18 protein-coding genes are annotated in these 15,917 nt (G+C 59.4%); 3 read left to right on the forward strand and 15 right to left on the reverse strand.

Features of this window, described 5'->3' with window-relative positions; translation table 11 throughout:
* Positions 1–4: 4 nt before the first annotated feature.
* From VF285_RS00400 to VF285_RS00425, 6 genes are all read right to left on the reverse strand, one after another.
* Positions 5–451, reverse strand: coding sequence for a hypothetical protein (locus tag VF285_RS00400; RefSeq protein WP_346950630.1), 447 nt, complete (start codon positions 449–451; stop codon positions 5–7).
* Between the two features lie 10 nt (positions 452–461).
* Positions 462–2,363, reverse strand: a complete 1,902-nt coding sequence (gene asnB / locus VF285_RS00405; protein ID WP_346950631.1) for an asparagine synthase (glutamine-hydrolyzing) — start codon at positions 2,361–2,363, stop codon at positions 462–464.
* A 70-nt stretch (positions 2,364–2,433) separates the two neighbouring features.
* Positions 2,434–3,156 carry an amino acid ABC transporter ATP-binding protein gene (locus VF285_RS00410; RefSeq protein WP_346950632.1) on the reverse strand — a complete coding sequence of 241 codons (723 nt, stop codon included), beginning with the start codon at positions 3,154–3,156 and terminating at the stop codon, positions 2,434–2,436.
* On the reverse strand, positions 3,143–3,811 hold the full coding sequence (locus tag VF285_RS00415) for an amino acid ABC transporter permease (protein ID WP_346950633.1): 669 nt from the start codon (positions 3,809–3,811) through the stop codon (positions 3,143–3,145). Before VF285_RS00415 ends, VF285_RS00410 begins: the two co-directional genes overlap by 14 nt.
* A gap of 128 nt (positions 3,812–3,939) precedes the next feature.
* Positions 3,940–4,752 carry a transporter substrate-binding domain-containing protein gene (locus VF285_RS00420; RefSeq protein ID WP_346950634.1) on the reverse strand — a complete coding sequence of 271 codons (813 nt, stop codon included), beginning with the start codon at positions 4,750–4,752 and terminating at the stop codon, positions 3,940–3,942.
* Positions 4,753–4,913: 161 nt separating this feature from the next.
* Positions 4,914–5,474, reverse strand: a complete 561-nt coding sequence (locus tag VF285_RS00425) for a sterol desaturase family protein (protein WP_346950635.1) — start codon at positions 5,472–5,474, stop codon at positions 4,914–4,916.
* 161 nt (positions 5,475–5,635) lie between these two features.
* On the opposite strand from VF285_RS00425, the gene VF285_RS00430 reads away from it, so the two are divergent.
* A complete protein-coding gene (locus VF285_RS00430; protein ID WP_346950636.1) occupies positions 5,636–6,574 on the forward strand; it encodes a DMT family transporter in 939 nt (312 codons plus the stop codon).
* Here the strand turns inward: VF285_RS00430 and VF285_RS00435 are convergent, their stop codons facing one another.
* The 3 genes from VF285_RS00435 to VF285_RS00445 all read right to left on the reverse strand — a co-directional run bounded on the left by VF285_RS00435 (position 6,575) and on the right by VF285_RS00445 (position 9,294).
* On the reverse strand, positions 6,575–7,363 hold the full coding sequence (locus tag VF285_RS00435) for an ABC transporter permease (RefSeq protein ID WP_414648028.1): 789 nt from the start codon (positions 7,361–7,363) through the stop codon (positions 6,575–6,577).
* Between the two features lie 105 nt (positions 7,364–7,468).
* Positions 7,469–8,260 (reverse strand): ABC transporter ATP-binding protein, encoded by a 792-nt coding sequence (locus VF285_RS00440; RefSeq protein WP_346950638.1) that lies wholly within the window; start codon positions 8,258–8,260, stop codon positions 7,469–7,471.
* 20 nt (positions 8,261–8,280) lie between these two features.
* Positions 8,281–9,294, reverse strand: a complete 1,014-nt coding sequence (locus VF285_RS00445) for an ABC transporter substrate-binding protein (RefSeq protein ID WP_414648026.1) — start codon at positions 9,292–9,294, stop codon at positions 8,281–8,283.
* 151 nt (positions 9,295–9,445) lie between these two features.
* Here VF285_RS00445 and VF285_RS00450 point away from each other — a divergent pair, with 151 nt between their 5' ends.
* Both VF285_RS00450 and VF285_RS00455 read left to right on the forward strand, forming a co-directional pair.
* Complete coding sequence (locus VF285_RS00450) at positions 9,446–10,120, forward strand: response regulator transcription factor (protein ID WP_346950639.1); 675 nt, start codon at positions 9,446–9,448, stop codon at positions 10,118–10,120.
* Positions 10,117–11,502, forward strand: coding sequence for a sensor histidine kinase (locus tag VF285_RS00455; protein ID WP_346950640.1), 1,386 nt, complete (start codon positions 10,117–10,119; stop codon positions 11,500–11,502). The genes VF285_RS00450 and VF285_RS00455 overlap by 4 nt, the downstream gene beginning before the upstream one ends.
* Here the strand turns inward: VF285_RS00455 and VF285_RS00460 are convergent.
* From VF285_RS00460 to phbB, 6 genes are all read right to left on the reverse strand, one after another.
* A complete protein-coding gene (locus VF285_RS00460) occupies positions 11,489–12,904 on the reverse strand; it encodes a 4Fe-4S binding protein (protein ID WP_346950650.1) in 1,416 nt (471 codons plus the stop codon). The two genes, VF285_RS00455 and VF285_RS00460, sit on opposite strands and share 14 nt — an antisense overlap.
* A 37-nt stretch (positions 12,905–12,941) precedes the next feature.
* Complete coding sequence (locus tag VF285_RS00465; RefSeq protein ID WP_346950641.1) at positions 12,942–13,802, reverse strand: FTR1 family iron permease; 861 nt, start codon at positions 13,800–13,802, stop codon at positions 12,942–12,944.
* 15 nt (positions 13,803–13,817) lie between these two features.
* Entirely contained in the window at positions 13,818–14,162 is a 345-nt protein-coding gene (locus VF285_RS00470) for a cupredoxin domain-containing protein (protein ID WP_346950642.1), read from the reverse strand.
* A gap of 1 nt (position 14,163) precedes the next feature.
* Complete coding sequence (locus VF285_RS00475) at positions 14,164–14,700, reverse strand: iron transporter (RefSeq protein ID WP_346950643.1); 537 nt, start codon at positions 14,698–14,700, stop codon at positions 14,164–14,166.
* An 89-nt stretch (positions 14,701–14,789) separates the two neighbouring features.
* The gene (gene phaR, locus VF285_RS00480; RefSeq protein WP_346950651.1) at positions 14,790–15,368 is read right to left on the reverse strand and encodes a polyhydroxyalkanoate synthesis repressor PhaR; all 579 of its coding nucleotides are present in this window, start codon (positions 15,366–15,368) and stop codon (positions 14,790–14,792) included.
* Between the two features lie 3 nt (positions 15,369–15,371).
* On the reverse strand, positions 15,372–15,917 hold a 546-nt coding region (phbB, locus tag VF285_RS00485; protein WP_346950644.1), incomplete at its 5' end, for an acetoacetyl-CoA reductase.

Raw genomic sequence — 15,917 nt, forward strand, 5'->3', positions numbered from 1 at the left:
GTATTCATTTTGAGGCAGCGGGATCGGCTTCGGCAGGCGTGGCATATTTCCCGCCGGCCGCAAAATTGATCGCCTGCATTTCAGACTTGCAGGTGGAGCTTCCGTAGAACACGACCTTGCCGTCCTTGACCATGATGACGGCATCTTCAGTCGCGGAGTACACACCCGCATACTGATAGCACACGAAACCCTGCAGATTGCCGGATTTTTCCTTGGGCGGCACCCCCATGGAAGCCACGATGGGCGCTGCCTCCTGACCGACCGTAATAGAGTTCATGACCTCACGGGCATGCTGAGCCTGGGCGCTGCTCATGGGGGCACTCAGCGAAGTCTTCGCAGCATCGTACCCGGCCTGGACCAGCTGGCCTGCACCTACCGCGGCGCACCCTGTCAGACCGCCTGCCAGCACTACCCCCGCCACACGCACCACCCAACGTACGCTCTTGCTCATACGAACACACTCACCCTATGCTCTTGCCTGATTGCCAGGCCTGGAACATCAACACACTCCAGAGGCGCATTGCATGGTTGGCACGGCCGGCCAGATGTTCTCGCCAGACATGGCGAATCACCTCTGAATCAAAATAACCTTCTGTACGCAACCGTGGTTCGGACAGCAATTCTTCAGCCCAGCCTCGCAAGGGTCCCCTCAGCCAGGCTGCCAGCGGCACTGAAAAGCCCTTCTTGGGACGATCGACCAGCGGCTGCGGCACATGCCGATACAGAAGCTGGCGGACTACCCATTTACCCTGCCCATCTCGCAGTTTGAGCGACAACGGCAGCCGCGCGGCAAACTCGACCACCGAACGATCGAGAAACGGTGCGCGAGTCTCCAGACTGTTGGCCATGGCAGCCCTGTCGACCTTGGCCAGCACGTCGCCCGGCATGTATTCCAACGCCTCCATGGCCATGACCCACGCCGCATACTCTGACACGAAGCGCCATGATGTCGGGTCCAGCGACTGGCTGCGCAGCAGGGAATCGGGCTCGGTCGCCCCCAAAACGACGGCAGCCGGATCGTTCCAGAAGCTGCGGGTACGCGAATACAGCGCCTCACGGCTGCAGGCATCAATCACGCCCCGCAGTTTTTCGAGCTTTCCGCGCAAGGGCAAAGGCGACGCCATGCGCACCGCACCCGCCCGCAGGAAGTGAGGTACCTTCGAAAGGCCCGCCCAAAGCCTGGGTAAATAACGGTGATGTGTGTAGCCCCCAAAGAGCTCGTCTGCGCCATCGCCACTGAGCGCAACGGTGACGTTGCGCCGCGCCATCCGGCTCACAAGATAGGTTGGAATCTGCGAGCTGTCGGCAAATGGCTCGCAAAAGAGCCGCGGCAAATCGGGCACCACGGCCAACGCATCGCGGTCACTGACGTAGAGCTCGGTATGGGCAGTTCCCAGATGAGCGGCCACGGCGCGCGCGTGAGACGCCTCGTCGTAGGCCTTGTCATCGAAACCGATGGCATAGGTGTGAACCTGCTGCAAAGACTGCTTCTGCATCAAGGCGACGATCGTGCTGCTGTCGATGCCGCCACTGAGGAAGGCCCCCAGGGGCACATCTGACACCATCTGCCCCGCCACGCTGGCCGATAGCAAAGATTCAAGCGTGTCCACCGCCTGATCATCGGACCCCTCGAACGGCGCCTGCGCTCCGCTGGCCATCACGGCGCGGTAATCCCAGTAGGCCTCGGGCACAGCATCGTGAACACCCGCGCGCACCACGACGAAATGGCCTGGTTGCAGCTTGTGGATTCCCTGATAGATGCTATGAGGTTCAGGAATGTAGTTGTAACGCAGCAGCAGCGCCAGGGCCCCACGATCCACCTGGCGCAGGAAGGCGGGGTGGACCTCCAGCGCCCGCAGCTCGGATCCAAAGAGCAAGGTTGCCCCTTGCCATCCCCAATACAGGGGCTTTTCACCCATGCGGTCGCGCGCCAGCGCCAGCGTGCGGTCCTGTCGATCCCACACCGCGAAGGCAAACATGCCCGACAAGGCTTCGAGAGTGCGGGACAGCCCCCAATGCTCCAGAGCTGCCAGCAACACTTCAGTATCAGAATGCCCACGCCAGAGAATCCCAGGGTTCTGCTGTTCCAGCAAAAGGCGCAGGTCGGAAAAATTGTAGATTTCGCCATTGAACGCCAGCACGTAGCGTCCACTCTCGGACACCATGGGCTGATGACCCGCCAGAGAAAGGTCAGCAATGGACAGACGCTGGTGTGTGACCCCAAAGTCGGCCACCGGGTCGAGCCAAACCCCCTGGTCGTCGGGCCCGCGATAATGCAGCGCCTCGCCCATGGCCTGCAGGACAGCCATGCGGTCACCCGGACGTGGACCGCCATCCCGCAGATAGCCCGAAAAACCACACATGAACCTGCCCTGAAAAAAAGCTTATGTTAGCCGCTTTCAGGCAGTACCGTGGGCCTGGCCAGCCCGGGCGTCAGAGTACCTTGCCGAGGAAATCCTTGGTGCGCTCCATCCTGGGATTGCCGAACACATCCTGCGGTTTGCCTTCTTCGACGATGGTGCCACCATCCATGAAGAGCACCCGATGCCCGACTTCACGCGCAAATCCCATCTCGTGCGTCACCACCACCATGGTCATCCCCTCGCTGGCCAGAGTCTTCATCACCTGAAGCACCTCGCCCACCATCTCGGGGTCCAGAGCCGAGGTTGGCTCATCGAACAGCATGATGTTGGGCTTCATGGCCAGCGCCCGGGCAATTGCCACGCGCTGTTGCTGCCCACCCGAGAGTTCATCCGGGAAGCTGGTCTCTTTGTCTGGCAGCCCCACTTTGGCCAACAGCTCACGCGCTACCTTGTTGCTGTCGCTGGTCGACATTTTCTTGACCTTGCGCGGGCCAATGGTGATATTTTCCAAAATGGTGAGGTGCTTGAACAGATTGAACTGCTGAAACACCATGCCAATATGCTCACGCAGCTTGAATATGTTGGTGTGCGGATCGGTGAGGTTGGTGCCATCAATGATGATCTCGCCGCTGGTCACGGTTTCGAGCCCATTCAAACACCGCAGAAAAGTGCTTTTGCCACTGCCCGAAGGCCCGATGACCACGACGACCTCGCGCTCCTCGATGTGGTTGCTGATGCCCTTGAGAATCTCGTTCTGGCCATACGACTTGTGCAGATTTTTAACGCTTATCAACTTGGAGCCTCCGTTCAAGGTAGGACGAGAACTTCGATACGGCAAAGATCACGATGAAATACAGGACGGCAATGAGCCCCCAGATCTTGAAGGACGCAAAGGTCTGTGCAATGACGACTTCGCCCTGATAGACCAGCTCGATGATGCCAACAGGCGCGAGCAATGACGTGTCTTTGATAGTCTGCGCCGCCTGGTTCACCAGCGGCGGGATCATGCGTTTGAAGGCCTGCGGCAGCACGATGTAGCGCATGGTCTGAAACCCGGTCATGGCAATGCTCGCAGCCGCCTCTTTCTGGCCACGATCCACGGCCAGAATACCTGCGCGGATGATCTCCGTCACGTAGGCGCCCTCGTTCAGGCTCAGCGTTACGGCCGCCGCCATGATGGGGTAAAAAAGCTGCCCGAACCACTGGTTCACGGGCAAGATGGCCGGCAAGCCCAGCACGATGAAAAACAGCTGAACCAGCAAAGGAGTCGAACGGAAGATCTCGACGTAGGTTGTGGCAATCGCCCGCAAGATACGAACCTTGGACAAACGCATCAAAGCGGCAACCAAGCCGATCAGCAGCATGAGCAGAATCGCCACGATCGAATACTGGATGGTCAGACGCAGACCGTCCAGAATGACAGGAAGATTTTCCCAGATGACATTCATGTATAAATCCCGGTGTGTGGCGCGCTCGCAAGTACGCCGGTACGTGGCCTCCAAAAGACAAGCCGCACGCTACGCAGAACGTAACGCGCGGCCTGACCTTTGAGTCCGTGCCTGTACGGTACTGCTCCTTAATCGGAAACAGCCACAGAAGCAGGCTTGGCAACCCCTTCTACCGCACCACTGACGTCACCACCAAAGTATTTGACGAAGAGCTTCTTGTATTCGCCATTTTTCTTGATCTTGGCAAGCCCTGCGTTGATTTTTTCGGCAAGCCATGGCTCTTTCTTGGTGATTGCAATGCCGTAGTATTCGCCCGTCAGCAGGTCACCCACGATCTTCACGCCCTGGCCGTGGCTGGTCTTGAAGTTCACATTTACGGGGTTGTCGAACACGACCGCATCCGCACCCCCCGTCATAAGCGCCTGATATGCGCTGTCGATATTCTGGAACTGCTTGATATGGTCCAGAGCAATGCCGTGACTGGTCATGTAATCAACCGACGACGTAGCCTTCTTGGTAGCGACCACGTGGCCCTTCAGATCGGCGAAGCCTTTGATCTTGGAATCTTTCTTGACCATGACCGACAAGCCCGACTTGTAGTAGGCGTCGCTGAAGTCCACATTCTGCATCCGGCTGGTCTTGATTGTGATGCCGGCAACGGCCGCATCAATGGAACCCGCCTGCAAGCTGGGGATCAGGCCGTTGAACGGCATGGTCTTGATGCTCGTCGTGAGCCCTTCAGCCTTCGCGATTTCGCGAATCAGGTCAATGTCGAAACCCGTGACTTTGCCGTCTTTTTCGGTTTCGAACGGCGGGAACGTGGTGTCCGCGCCGACGACGATGGCAGTTTTTTCAGCCGCCGTGGACACAGGAGCATAGGCTGCAAACGCCAGGCTCATGGCCAGCGGCAGCGCAAATGCGGCGAAAGCTTTCCCTTTCATGGTGAACCTCCTTTGAATGAATCGAATGACCTGTTGGGTACGCGCAATTCAGTGGGTTGCGGCGCATACGCCGAAACCTCCATTTGCAAGCGTAATGTAAAGAACCTGACAAGGAGGTGAACGCAGTAGCACAGCCGCTTGCTCGCGCCGCCACAAAGAGATCAGTGGGATCGGTCATGGTGCTGGGTGGAACACACCTTGTCCCAAAAAGGCGTCGTGACCCCGTACCAGCCTTCGACGCCTTTCATGTGATGAATGGCATGCTCGCGTTTGCGCGCAGCCAACCACGAGCCCGGTCTGGCCTTCCAGTGGTGCACGGCATGGTGCACGATCAGATAGAAAAAATAGCCAGAAGTCAGACCTAGCGTTGCAGCAAGCGACAGCCAAGTGCCCAGCGCAAAGGACAGCGGCCAATACACCACGACGACCAGCAGCAGCATGCTGAGTAAAGTGGGCGCCCCGATGAGGGCCATGGGCCTGTCGTGATGTTCCTGATGCAGCCGCTTGAAGGGTTGCACACCATGCAGCACATAACGGTGCAGCACATATTCGACAGGGCTCCAGCACAGAAACCCAATCATGGCCGCCAGAAGCAAGGACCAATTGAGCGCCGGCACACCCAGCAGCAACACGGCCAACCCAGTGGCCAATGCGATCGGATAGAGCACGAAGTCTGCGTAATACGACCACGGACTCTGTTCGAACGAAATTTTTTTGTTCATGTTCGTCCCAACAACACAGCACCGTCAAAAACGCGAGGTTCTACACCAGACACGGCCTCAGCCAAGCACCATCGAGAAATGAATGCGTGTCTTGAACCTACAATGTCAGCTTATCTGCTTTACGCCCGCAAAGCCAGATTCAACCTGCAAGCAGCATAGGCATGACAAAAATTCCGTCCGTCCCTCGTCAACCGCTGGACACCCGAGCCAGCCTGCTGATGCTGGTTTTCTGCGTCACATTGGGGCTGCAGCAAGTCGCCATGAAGGCCGTGGCCAGTGCCATCAACCCCGTTGCCCAGGCAGGCTTTCGCTCACTATTCGCTCTGGTATTGGTGCTGGCCGTCATGCGCTGGCAGAAAATTCCGCTTATCGTTCGAGGCCAGATCGTCCCAGGCCTGCTGGTCGGCCTGGGTTACGCAGCCGAATTCGCCTTTGTCGCAATGGGGCTGAACTACACCTACGCGGCCCATATGTCGGTGTTTCTCTATACCGCACCGGTCTTTGCAGCAATCGGGCTACACCTGCTTGTCCCTGGGGAACAACTCAAGACCCGTCACTGGATCGGAGTTGGCATCGCCTTCGTCGGCATGCTGGTCGCGCTGGCTCCAGCGGCGGATCTCTCTCCACGCATTCTCCTGGGGGACATCCTGGGAGTACTCGGAGCGCTCTCGTGGGCTGCCACCACACTCGTCTTGAGGCTCACCACGCTCGCGGAGGCGCCTTCTCTGCGGCCCACCGCGTTTCAACTCATCATCACGGCGGTCGGGCTCCTGGCCATGTCTGCAGGCTTCGGGGATCTCCGGACCATCCACATGACGCCGCTGGCCTGGAGCAGCATGGTGTTCCAGACCTTGGGCATTGCCTTCGGCATGCTCTTGCTGTGGTTCTGGCTGCTGCGCCGCTACCTGGCATGGCAGCTAGGCGTCTTTTCTTTCCTGACGCCGCTCTTCGGGGTGGCCTTCGGCGTGATTCTGCTGCACGAGCCCATCACGATCAACTTCGTAGCCGGCAGCGTGGCCATCCTGGCGGGCCTGCTTCTGGTCAGCGTGCACAAGCGGCGCCCGAAGGCGCCGCATCCAGGCAAACTGCCCAACCTGTAATCAGGCGGTCTCGAACTGATCAGGCCGCCACTTGAGCAACCAGCCCTCGACTCGAGTGAGCAGGTAATCGGCCAGGAAGGCAACCACCCCCAGCACAATCATCGCAGCGAACACCCCGCTGGAATTGAAGGCACCCTGTGCCGTGGCAATCAACAGGCCGATCCCCACTCGAGCGCCCAGAAACTCACCCACCACCGCACCGACCAAAGCGAAGCCAAAGCTCACGTGCAGGCTGGCGAGAATCCAGCTCAAGGCTGACGGAATCACGACCTGCGTGGTCACCTGGCGCCTGGATGCACCCAGAATCTGCGCATTGGCGATCATGTAGCGATCCGCCTCACGCACCCCCTGGAAGGCATTGCCAAACACCACGAAGAACACCATCACGACCGCCAATGCTACCTTGGAGGCAATGCCCAGGCCCAAGGCAATGACGAATACCGAGCCCAGCACCACTCGGGGAATGGAGTTGGCCACCTTGATATAGATGCTGAAGATGTCAGCCAGGAACTGATTGCGCCCGAGGAGAATGCCGCAGACGATGCCGCCCACGCCACCGATGAAGAACCCGATGAGCGTTTCTTCGAGGGTCACGGCCACCTGCAGCCACAACGGTCCCTGAGATGTCCCCTCCACGGACCAATCCCAGATCTGCTTGGCGATCAGTGAAGGTTTGGAATAGAAAAAAGGGTCGATCCAGTGCAGCGTGGCCGATAATTCCCAGCCAGCCAGCACCAGCACAAGAATGGCAACCCGCCAGAACATCACCATGTGGTGGCGGTGCGCCATCTGACGCGCCGCCACGGCCTCGGCCTTTTGCAGGGATTCGCGCACTGCCGGAGAGAGCCGATCTTCGGGATCGGCGACCAGAGTTTGAGTATTCATGAGGCTTCCTCAACCAATCTTTACTTCGGCACGCAGATCATCCCAGATCGAGCGCGCATAGCCGATGAATTTTTCTTCATAACGCACGCCGGGCATGACCCGGGGGCGGGGCAGATCAATGTCGTAAATCTTGTTGATGGTGGCAGGTCGTGCCGTGAGCACGACCACCTGATCGGCCAGGGCAATCGCCTCCTCCAGGTCGTGCGTCACGAACACGACCGAGCTCCCCGTCTCTGCCCACAACTGCAGCAGTTCATCCTGCATCACCGTTCGCGTCTGCATGTCCAGAGCACTGAACGGTTCATCCATCAGCAGGATCTCGGGGTTGTTGACAAAGGTTTGCGCCAACGACACGCGCTTGCGCATCCCCCCCGACAGTTGATGAGAATAGTGTTCCTCAAATCCTGCCAAGCCCACGCGGCGCAGCCACTCCAGCGCCATCTCTCGGGCCCTCGACGGCTTTTGCCCCCGAAACAGCGGCCCTGCAGACACGTTGTCGACAACGTTGCGCCACGGAAAGATGGCGTCGTTCTGAAACACGAACCCGATCCGGGGATCGATACCGTCCACGGGCTGACCCATGACCTTCACCGTACCCGTGGTAGGTTTGAGCAGCCCCGTGATGAGACTCAGGGTGGTCGACTTGCCGCAGCCGGTCGGCCCCACAATGGCACAGAATTTGCCGCGCTCGACAGTCAGGCTGAAATCCTGCAAGGCGAGAGTCGCCTTGCCGTCACCCGCAATAAAGCGACAGCTCACATGCTCCAGCTCAATTGCAGGCGCAGCAGTTACATTGATCATGAATCACCCGATAAGCGAAATTACTTGGCTGCGTCCACAAAGGCCGTGGTGTAAGTCTTGGACAAATCGATGTGAGCCGCCTTGACTTGCGGTTTAAAGGTGGACAAGACCTGCAGCACGGTCTCCGGTCCGCCCTTGGGCATGCGGCCGTCCGCAGTAAAGGAAGGCAGCGAGGCCTCAAGTGCCTTCACATAGAGCGCTTTGTCGCCACCGTAGTAATCCTTGGGCATCTGGTCGGCAATCTGTGCAGCCGTATGGGTTTGCATGTATTTCATGGTCTTGACGAAGGCATTGACGAGCTTCTGTACGTCGTCATGGTGGCTTGCTACCCAGCTGTTGGGCATGTACAGACTGGCGGCAGGATACAAGCCGCCCAGCACCTTGGCAGTCGGCTCAGGATGGCGCATGTCGACCAGAATCTTGCCGTCACCGCTGGCGACCAGCTGCGTTGCGCCCGGATCGGTCGTCATGCCGGCATCGATGCGGTTGTTCTTGATGGATGCGATGAAGGTGTTGCCACCCCCCACCGGCAGAATCGTGTAGTCGCCGTGCTTCAAGCCTGCCTTGTAGGCCATGTACTGCGTCAGGAAGTCGGTGGACGACCCCAGCCCCGTCACCCCCAGCGTCTTGCCTTTGAAGTCGGCCGGGCTCTTGATGACGCCTGCCTGTTTGGTAGCCACGATTTCGACTTCGCCCGGCACTTGTGCAAACTGCACGACGGACTCGACTTCCTTGCCCTTGGATTGCAGGTCGATGGAGTGGTCGTAGAATCCCACGACCCCTTGCACGGCCCCTGCCAGCATTTCGTTTTCCGCGTTCACGCCAGCAGGCTCGGACAGCAGCTTGACGTTCAGCCCTTCATCCTTGAAATAGCCCAGATTCTCGGTCAGCTTGGCCGGCAGGTAGATGATCTTGCTGATGCCTCCCACCATCAACGTGATGGTGTTGTCCTGAGCTTGCGCGGTCCCGAAGGAACAGGCTGCCATGGCGGCTGCGACAGCGGTCATTTTCAAAACATGTGAAATTGCATTCATTAGAAAGTCTCCTGGTTCACCACAACGGCTCCATGCTACGGGCGCCAGACTTTCAACCAGCTTTCGCGACCGGCGCCAAATCATCCGGAATAACCCTAAAACCCTAACCCCTGGATTGCAGGTCGGGTCTGCGCTTGCTAAGGTGCCCGGCATGAGACTGCTGCTCGTCGAAGACAATCTTGAACTCTCGCAATGGCTGCTGACCGTCCTCCAACAGGAAGGTTTCGCGCTGGACTGTGTCCACGATGCAGAGGCTGCCAATGTCCTGCTCAACGAGGGCCAGTACGACGCCGTACTGCTTGACCTCAAACTCCCGCACGCCAGCGGGCAAAGCGTGCTTCGGCGCTTACGGCGACAGCAGAACCAGACGCCCGTCATCGTGATCACGGCCAGTGATTCCCTGAACATGAAAGTGGATTGTCTGGAAACAGGTGCCGACGATTACCTGGTCAAGCCATTCGAGATCCGCGAACTGGTGGCACGCATCAAGGCGCTCATTCGGCGTCATGGCGGCAGCGCGACGCCCAGCCTGAGTTGCGGCGACCTGAGCTACGACACCAACACACGCCTGTTTCAGTTGGGCGGTGAAGCGCTTTCGCTGCCCCTCCGAGAACACACCCTCCTTGAAACGCTCTTGCTGAATCAGGGGCACACGCTCAGCAAAACCAGCTTGCTGCAAAGCGTGTTCGGGCCCGGGGCGGAGGCCGGAGAGGACGCCCTGGAAATCTACGTGCACCGACTGCGCCGCAAGCTCGAAACCTCACAAGCCGCCATCGTCACCCTGAGGGGCCTTGGCTACCTTCTGACCCAGCGCCAGCCCTCATGAACAGCCTGCGGGTCCGGCTGGCGCTGTGGGTGCTGTTGCCGCTGGCCATCGCACTCTCTGCGAGCGTCTGGGTCACCTATCTCAACAGCCTGCACGATGCGCAGGTACGCCAGGATCATCGGCTCTGGATGTCGGCGCAGATCATCGCATCCCACATCCAGTGGAATGACGATCACCAGCTCTCGGTCCCGGTCCCGCCCTTCGCGCTGGAGCTCCTGGCCTCGCCCTATCATGACCAAGCCTATTTTTCGGTGTATACCGATGATGGGCAGTTGCTGGCGGGCTGGCCCGACTTATCCTCGCTGCCGGGCCTGCAGAAGAGCACTGCAGGCATCGAGCCCCAGACAGCTCGTTATCACGGCCAGGAAGTCCGCCTTTTCGCTATCCGCCGCAATTTCTTCGACTCGGGGCACTCCACGACCGTCCACATTCTTGTGGGCCAGACGGGCCACCAATTGGCGGCCGATGCACGCACAGGCTGGGGGCCAAACGCGCTGCGTGAAGGGAGCATCCTGGTACTGGTGCTCATCCTCATGCTGCTGGGACTGCGCCATGAACTCAAACCCTTGGCTGCACTCAGAAACGCTGTCTGGAACCGGGAACGATCAGACCTGCAACCCATCCGGCTCAACGATCTGCCCCAGGAACTACGTCCCGTTGTGGACACGATCAACCAATACGGCGCACGCCTGCAGCAGCAGATCGACTCCAGGCGCCGATTCATCGAAGACGCTGCGCACCAGTTGCGCACTCCCATGGCATTGCTGAGCACGCAGCTGCACTACGCAGCAAGGCTCGCCGACTCGCAGGAGCTCAAGCGCACCATTCAAGCGCTGGGCCAAAGCCGTCAACAAATCACGCAGCTGGTGAACCAGCTACTGAGCCTGTCCCAGGCAGAGAACCTGCGAGCAGCAGAATCCGCCCGAGCGATGGTCGCGCTGGATCCGCTAGCCCATGAAGTACTGGAGGCACTGGCTCCACTGGCGGCCGGACGCGGCATCGAACTGGGGCTGACCGTTTCCGATCCGCAGCTCAGCCTGCTCGCCTACCGTCCGGCCGTCCGGGACATCTTGTTCAATCTGCTGGATAACGCCATCCGCTACACCCCACCAGGGGGAACGGCCATGGTGTCCCTGACCCGCGAAGACGACGGGGTGCTCATGGAGGTTGAAGATTCCGGCCCCGGAATACCTCCCGAATTACGAGCCCGCGTCTTCGAGCGTTTTAATCGCGGCAATACACAAGAACCCGGGGGCACCGGCCTGGGGCTTGCCGTCGTGCGCGAAGCGGCACTGGCCTGCGGAGGACACGTGAGCCTGCACGGAGGCTCCCATGGCAAGGGCTTGCGCGTCCGCGTGCTCTTTGCGACTACCACCGAATAAAGAACAAGACCCAGCAGTAAACGAAAGGCACCAGCCCGGCGGCCACCAGACCGACGGCCGCACTACGCCGCCAGAAGTTCAGCGTGCGCAGCCCGGCCAGCCGCCATTGAAATCGCAGGCTCCAGGCCAGCGCGAGCGACAGCAAGGTGAACCGCACCGGATTGGCCCAGCCCACCGGAACGCCCTCGTGCTGCAGAAGGGTCAACGTCGTGGCGGAGAGCCCGAGAAACACCCCGATCCCGGCGGCGGGGATCAGGCCTTGCGCCAGCTTGTGGACCCCTTCGAGGGGGCTGCGAACCAAGGCCCCTCGCGTATCCCGGACGCCCGGTCGCACCACGACAGGCAGGACCCGATCGGCAAGCCATAGTCCCACGAACGTGATGCCCCCCACCACGAAGGTCGTCACCGCGATGAACACCAGAATCACGGCACCGTCCAGCCAACTGAAGCTGTCGTTGACCTGAGGATAGTGCGTCAAAATGAACCAGGGCGCGTTGTCGGCCAGCGGCCAGTACAGATCGCGATTCACCAGCCAGGTTGCAATGCCCTGCTTGATGGTCACATACCAGGGGCTGGCACTCCACAGGAAGGCCCCGACAGCCAACCCCATCAAGCCAAAAACGATGAGTGCCGTCTGCCAGGCATTACCGCCCGACACGTACACGATCTCTGCCTCGGGCGAACGTGGGCTCAGAGTGATCGCCCCTCGATAATCGCTGCAGCGCCCGCACATGTGGCATTCGGCCGCCCCTTCCATGTTGCGCAGCGGCAGCAGGGGCGCACAGTTGATGGATTCCGTGCGGCGCACCGGCGCGCGCCAAGCCTCGGCATCAACGCGGTAATACCATGGCGAGAGCTTCGCCAACAGGTTGAAGACCCCATTGACCGGGCACAGATACTTGCACCAAACCCGCTTGTTCTTGCCATACAAGTAGCCAATCACCATGGCGGCGATGGTGGAGCCCCCCAACACGGCAGCTACTGCCCAAGGATATTGGTACACGCTGACCAGCTGTCCGTATACCGTGGTGAGCCCAAAGGCCACGAATGGCCACCCCCCCCAACGCATCCAGCGCGGGATGGCACCACCTCGCCCATGGCGACTGGCCCATTCTGTCAGGGCGCCTTCGGGGCAGAAAAGGCCACACCAGGCGCGCCCGAACAAAGGAATCGAGATCAGCACAAAGGGCCACCAGAGGCCCCAGAAGGCAAACTGAGCCACGATGGTCAGGTTATTGAAAACGGATGCGGTGCGGCCCGGCAAAGGCAACAGGGCCGGCACCACCAGAAGAAACACGTACACCCCGACGATCATCCACTGCAAGCGCCGGATCGCGATCTGATGATCCCGAAGAAAATCGCCTGTCCGGGCAACCCGGGCACGGAAAATCGGCGTAGCAATCATCGGACCTTGGCCCCTGGACGACAAAAGGCCGGCATCAGACGGCCACCCGGGCAGAGTCTCGAGCAGGCACCGCAGGGCTGGCCTTGCGAGAAGAACGCCGCATCAGCGCAATCACTGTCCCCCAGTAGGCGAGCCAAATCAGCAATTGCGACAACGCCGGCATGGCACGATACCCGGCAAAATCAGCCAATACCTTGCCTATCCCCTGCTCAGTCCCCAACAACCAGGAACTATCCCACACAGGGTCCATCAAAGCCGGAAGCACACCCAAGGAAATCAACCGATCAGTGGCCGATACGAGCAATGCGCTGGCCAACAGCAACAGCAGGACCTCAGTCACGCGGAAGAACCGCCGCCAGGTGATGATGCGCCCACCCAGCTGCAGCAACCAGAAACTCAGCAATGCAACGGCAAACCCACCCAAGCCGGCCAAGATCATGGCAGCCATGCTGCCATCGTTTTGCGAAGAGAGCACGGTCCCGTACAAGAACACGACGGTTTCGCTACCCTCGCGAGCCACCGCAATCATGACCAGGATCAGAAGCCCCCACCAATGCTGTTCCTGCACCTGTTCGGAGGCCCCTACCTCCAGGCTGCGCTTCAAACTGCGCCCATGCTGGCGCATCCAGAGCACCATCTGTACCACCAACGCACACGCAGCCAACGCCATCAGGGACTGGAACCACTCCTGCCCGGTATCGCTGAGCCACGACGCCACCCCCAGAAGCACCAAGGCCAGGGCGCCTGCCAACAGAAGCCCGGCGCCCACACCGCCCCAAAGCCAAGGCAGGCCGCGCCGACCCTCTGGAGAGCTACGCAACCAGGCGTACAGAATCCCCACGACCAGCAGCGCTTCGATGCTTTCGCGCCAGACGATGAATGCAACTTGTTCCATAAAAAATCCAATGGCTCAGGGTTTGGGCAGCACCACCAGCGTGCCCTTGACCTGCGGATGAAAATCGTCGAAGAACGGGTATTCACCGGGCCGGGACAAGGTCAGCACGACGAACGAGGTGACGCCCGGCCCCAACACCTTTTCTTTGCGCAGCGGCAAGCTTTCGAATTCCACCGCTTCGGTACTCTCGTTCACCAGAACCACTTTGAAGCGGCCGGCAGGCACTTCCAGGCGTGCAGGCTCAAAGGTGCCGTTCGCCTTGAAGGTCAAGGTATAGGTCGGCATCTCGGCACGGGCCGCCGATACCGGGGCCAACCAGCCTGCAGCCAGGAACACCGCCAGCGTCAGCCAGGCTCGCATTTCAATAGCCCCCCTTCTTGCCCGTGCCGGCGTAGACGAAGTCGTACTTCACCTCGAAGGTCTTGAACCAGGGAGCAACCCCTGTCTCTTTGTCCACATGGCGGCCAAAATGATTGCCAGGTGCCGTATCAGGGGAGCCGATCACGAAGGTGACCTGGTATTTGCCTGGGCCTTCCAGCTTGACGTTGTCGCCATAATGCGGCCCATCGTTAGCCACCATGGGCATGAGATCGCCCTTCAGGAGCTTGTTGCTGCCTTTCTTTTGCAACACGTACTGAATATTCAGGTAGGGCGCCCAAGCGCCTTCAGGCAGGCCATTCTTGTTGTCAGCGGTCGCGTGGATGTCTGCTTCGAGGTGAATATCGGAATCCTGGGCGGGGCGCATCATGCCTGCCGGTTCCATCTCGATCGGTTGCAGATAGACGGCCCCGATCTCTAGCCCATTGAGATCATGTGGTTGGCCAATGGGATATTCGGCGGCGAAAGCCGAAGAAGCCAGGCCCACACTGGCCAGCACAGCAAACAGCGTACGAATCATGAAAGGTCTCCGGACCGATAAGAAGAATGATTCGCATTAATATACACCGAATCCGGAGGTCGCTCGCATGATGGGGAGCGCTGAATCAGCTATTTCTTTTTTTTGCCCTCGTCGGGCGACCCCTGCCCTGGAAAGGGAAAACCTGCGAACATGTTGCGCGTCTGGTCTTGCATCTGGTCTTGCATCTGCACGAACAGACTGCGGCTTTGTTCGAGGTAGTTGCTCATCATGTTCTGCAATGCAGGGGTTTGAACATTCATGAGCTGCGCCCACGCCTCGGGGCCAAAATGCTGCTGGTACAACCCTTGCGACTGCTCGGACATGCGGTCCTGGATGTCCATGAGCACCTGAATGTTCTTCTCGAGGAACGTTCCCATGACCCCCTGCATGGCATGGCCATAGAAGCGAATGATCTGAGCCAATGCATTGGCGGAGAACATGGGCACCCCGCCGGTTTCTTCCTCGAGGATGATTTGCAGCAGGATGCTGCGTGTCAGGTCTTCGCCGCTCTTGGCATCGACGACCTGAAACGCCGCATTATCGAGCACCAGCCGCTTGATGTCAGCCAACGTGATGTACGTGCTGGACTGCGTGTCGTACAAGCGCCGGTTGGGGTACTTTTTGATCAGACGTTGACTGGAAGGTGGTGTAGAAGTTTGACGCGTCATCATTTAACCCATGTGCAAGCCGCCGTTCAAGGAAAAATCAGCACCCGTCGCAAAACCTGCGTCATCCGACGCCAGCCATGCAACGATGGAACCGATCTCCTCTGGCGTGCCTAAACGCTTCACCGGAATGGTAGCCACGATCTTCTCGAGCACATCCGGCCGAATGGATTGAACCATGTCGGTACCGATATAGCCAGGTGATACCGTGTTGACAGTCACCCCCTTGCCCGCGACCTCTTGGGCCAGCGCCATGGTGAAGCCGTGAATACCCGCCTTGGCGGTTGAATAGTTCGTCTGCCCGAACTGACCCTTTTGTCCGTTGACGGAGCTGATGTTGATGATACGCCCCCACTGACGCTCAACCATATCGTCGATCACCTGCTTGGTGACGTTGAACAGGCTGTTGAGATTGGTATCGATGACCGCCCGCCAGTCGTCGCGGCTCATCTTGCGGAACATGCCATCACGAGTGATGCCTGCATTATTGACGAGTACCTGTACCGGGCCGAGCTCTTTCTTGACCCGCTCGAAGGCCTCTACCGTGGAATC

The sequence above is a fragment of the Castellaniella sp. genome, from assembly GCF_036379515.1.
Classification (GTDB): domain Bacteria; phylum Pseudomonadota; class Gammaproteobacteria; order Burkholderiales; family Burkholderiaceae_B; genus Castellaniella.

Coding starts and splice junctions, on each gene's coding strand:
- VF285_RS00400 (WP_346950630.1), bottom strand. CDS start 451: ATGAGCAAGAGCGTACGTTGGGTGGTGCGTGTGGCGGGGGTAGTGCTG.
- asnB (WP_346950631.1), bottom strand. CDS start 2,363: ATGTGTGGTTTTTCGGGCTATCTGCGGGATGGCGGTCCACGTCCGGGT.
- VF285_RS00415 (WP_346950633.1), bottom strand. CDS start 3,811: ATGAATGTCATCTGGGAAAATCTTCCTGTCATTCTGGACGGTCTGCGT.
- VF285_RS00420 (WP_346950634.1), bottom strand. CDS start 4,752: ATGAAAGGGAAAGCTTTCGCCGCATTTGCGCTGCCGCTGGCCATGAGC.
- VF285_RS00425 (WP_346950635.1), bottom strand. CDS start 5,474: ATGAACAAAAAAATTTCGTTCGAACAGAGTCCGTGGTCGTATTACGCA.
- VF285_RS00430 (WP_346950636.1), top strand. CDS start 5,636: ATGACAAAAATTCCGTCCGTCCCTCGTCAACCGCTGGACACCCGAGCC.
- VF285_RS00435 (WP_414648028.1), bottom strand. CDS start 7,363: ATGGCGCACCGCCACCACATGGTGATGTTCTGGCGGGTTGCCATTCTT.
- VF285_RS00440 (WP_346950638.1), bottom strand. CDS start 8,260: ATGATCAATGTAACTGCTGCGCCTGCAATTGAGCTGGAGCATGTGAGC.
- VF285_RS00445 (WP_414648026.1), bottom strand. CDS start 9,294: ATGAATGCAATTTCACATGTTTTGAAAATGACCGCTGTCGCAGCCGCC.
- VF285_RS00450 (WP_346950639.1), top strand. CDS start 9,446: ATGAGACTGCTGCTCGTCGAAGACAATCTTGAACTCTCGCAATGGCTG.
- VF285_RS00455 (WP_346950640.1), top strand. CDS start 10,117: ATGAACAGCCTGCGGGTCCGGCTGGCGCTGTGGGTGCTGTTGCCGCTG.
- VF285_RS00465 (WP_346950641.1), bottom strand. CDS start 13,802: ATGGAACAAGTTGCATTCATCGTCTGGCGCGAAAGCATCGAAGCGCTG.
- VF285_RS00470 (WP_346950642.1), bottom strand. CDS start 14,162: ATGCGAGCCTGGCTGACGCTGGCGGTGTTCCTGGCTGCAGGCTGGTTG.
- VF285_RS00475 (WP_346950643.1), bottom strand. CDS start 14,700: ATGATTCGTACGCTGTTTGCTGTGCTGGCCAGTGTGGGCCTGGCTTCT.
- phaR (WP_346950651.1), bottom strand. CDS start 15,368: ATGACGCGTCAAACTTCTACACCACCTTCCAGTCAACGTCTGATCAAA.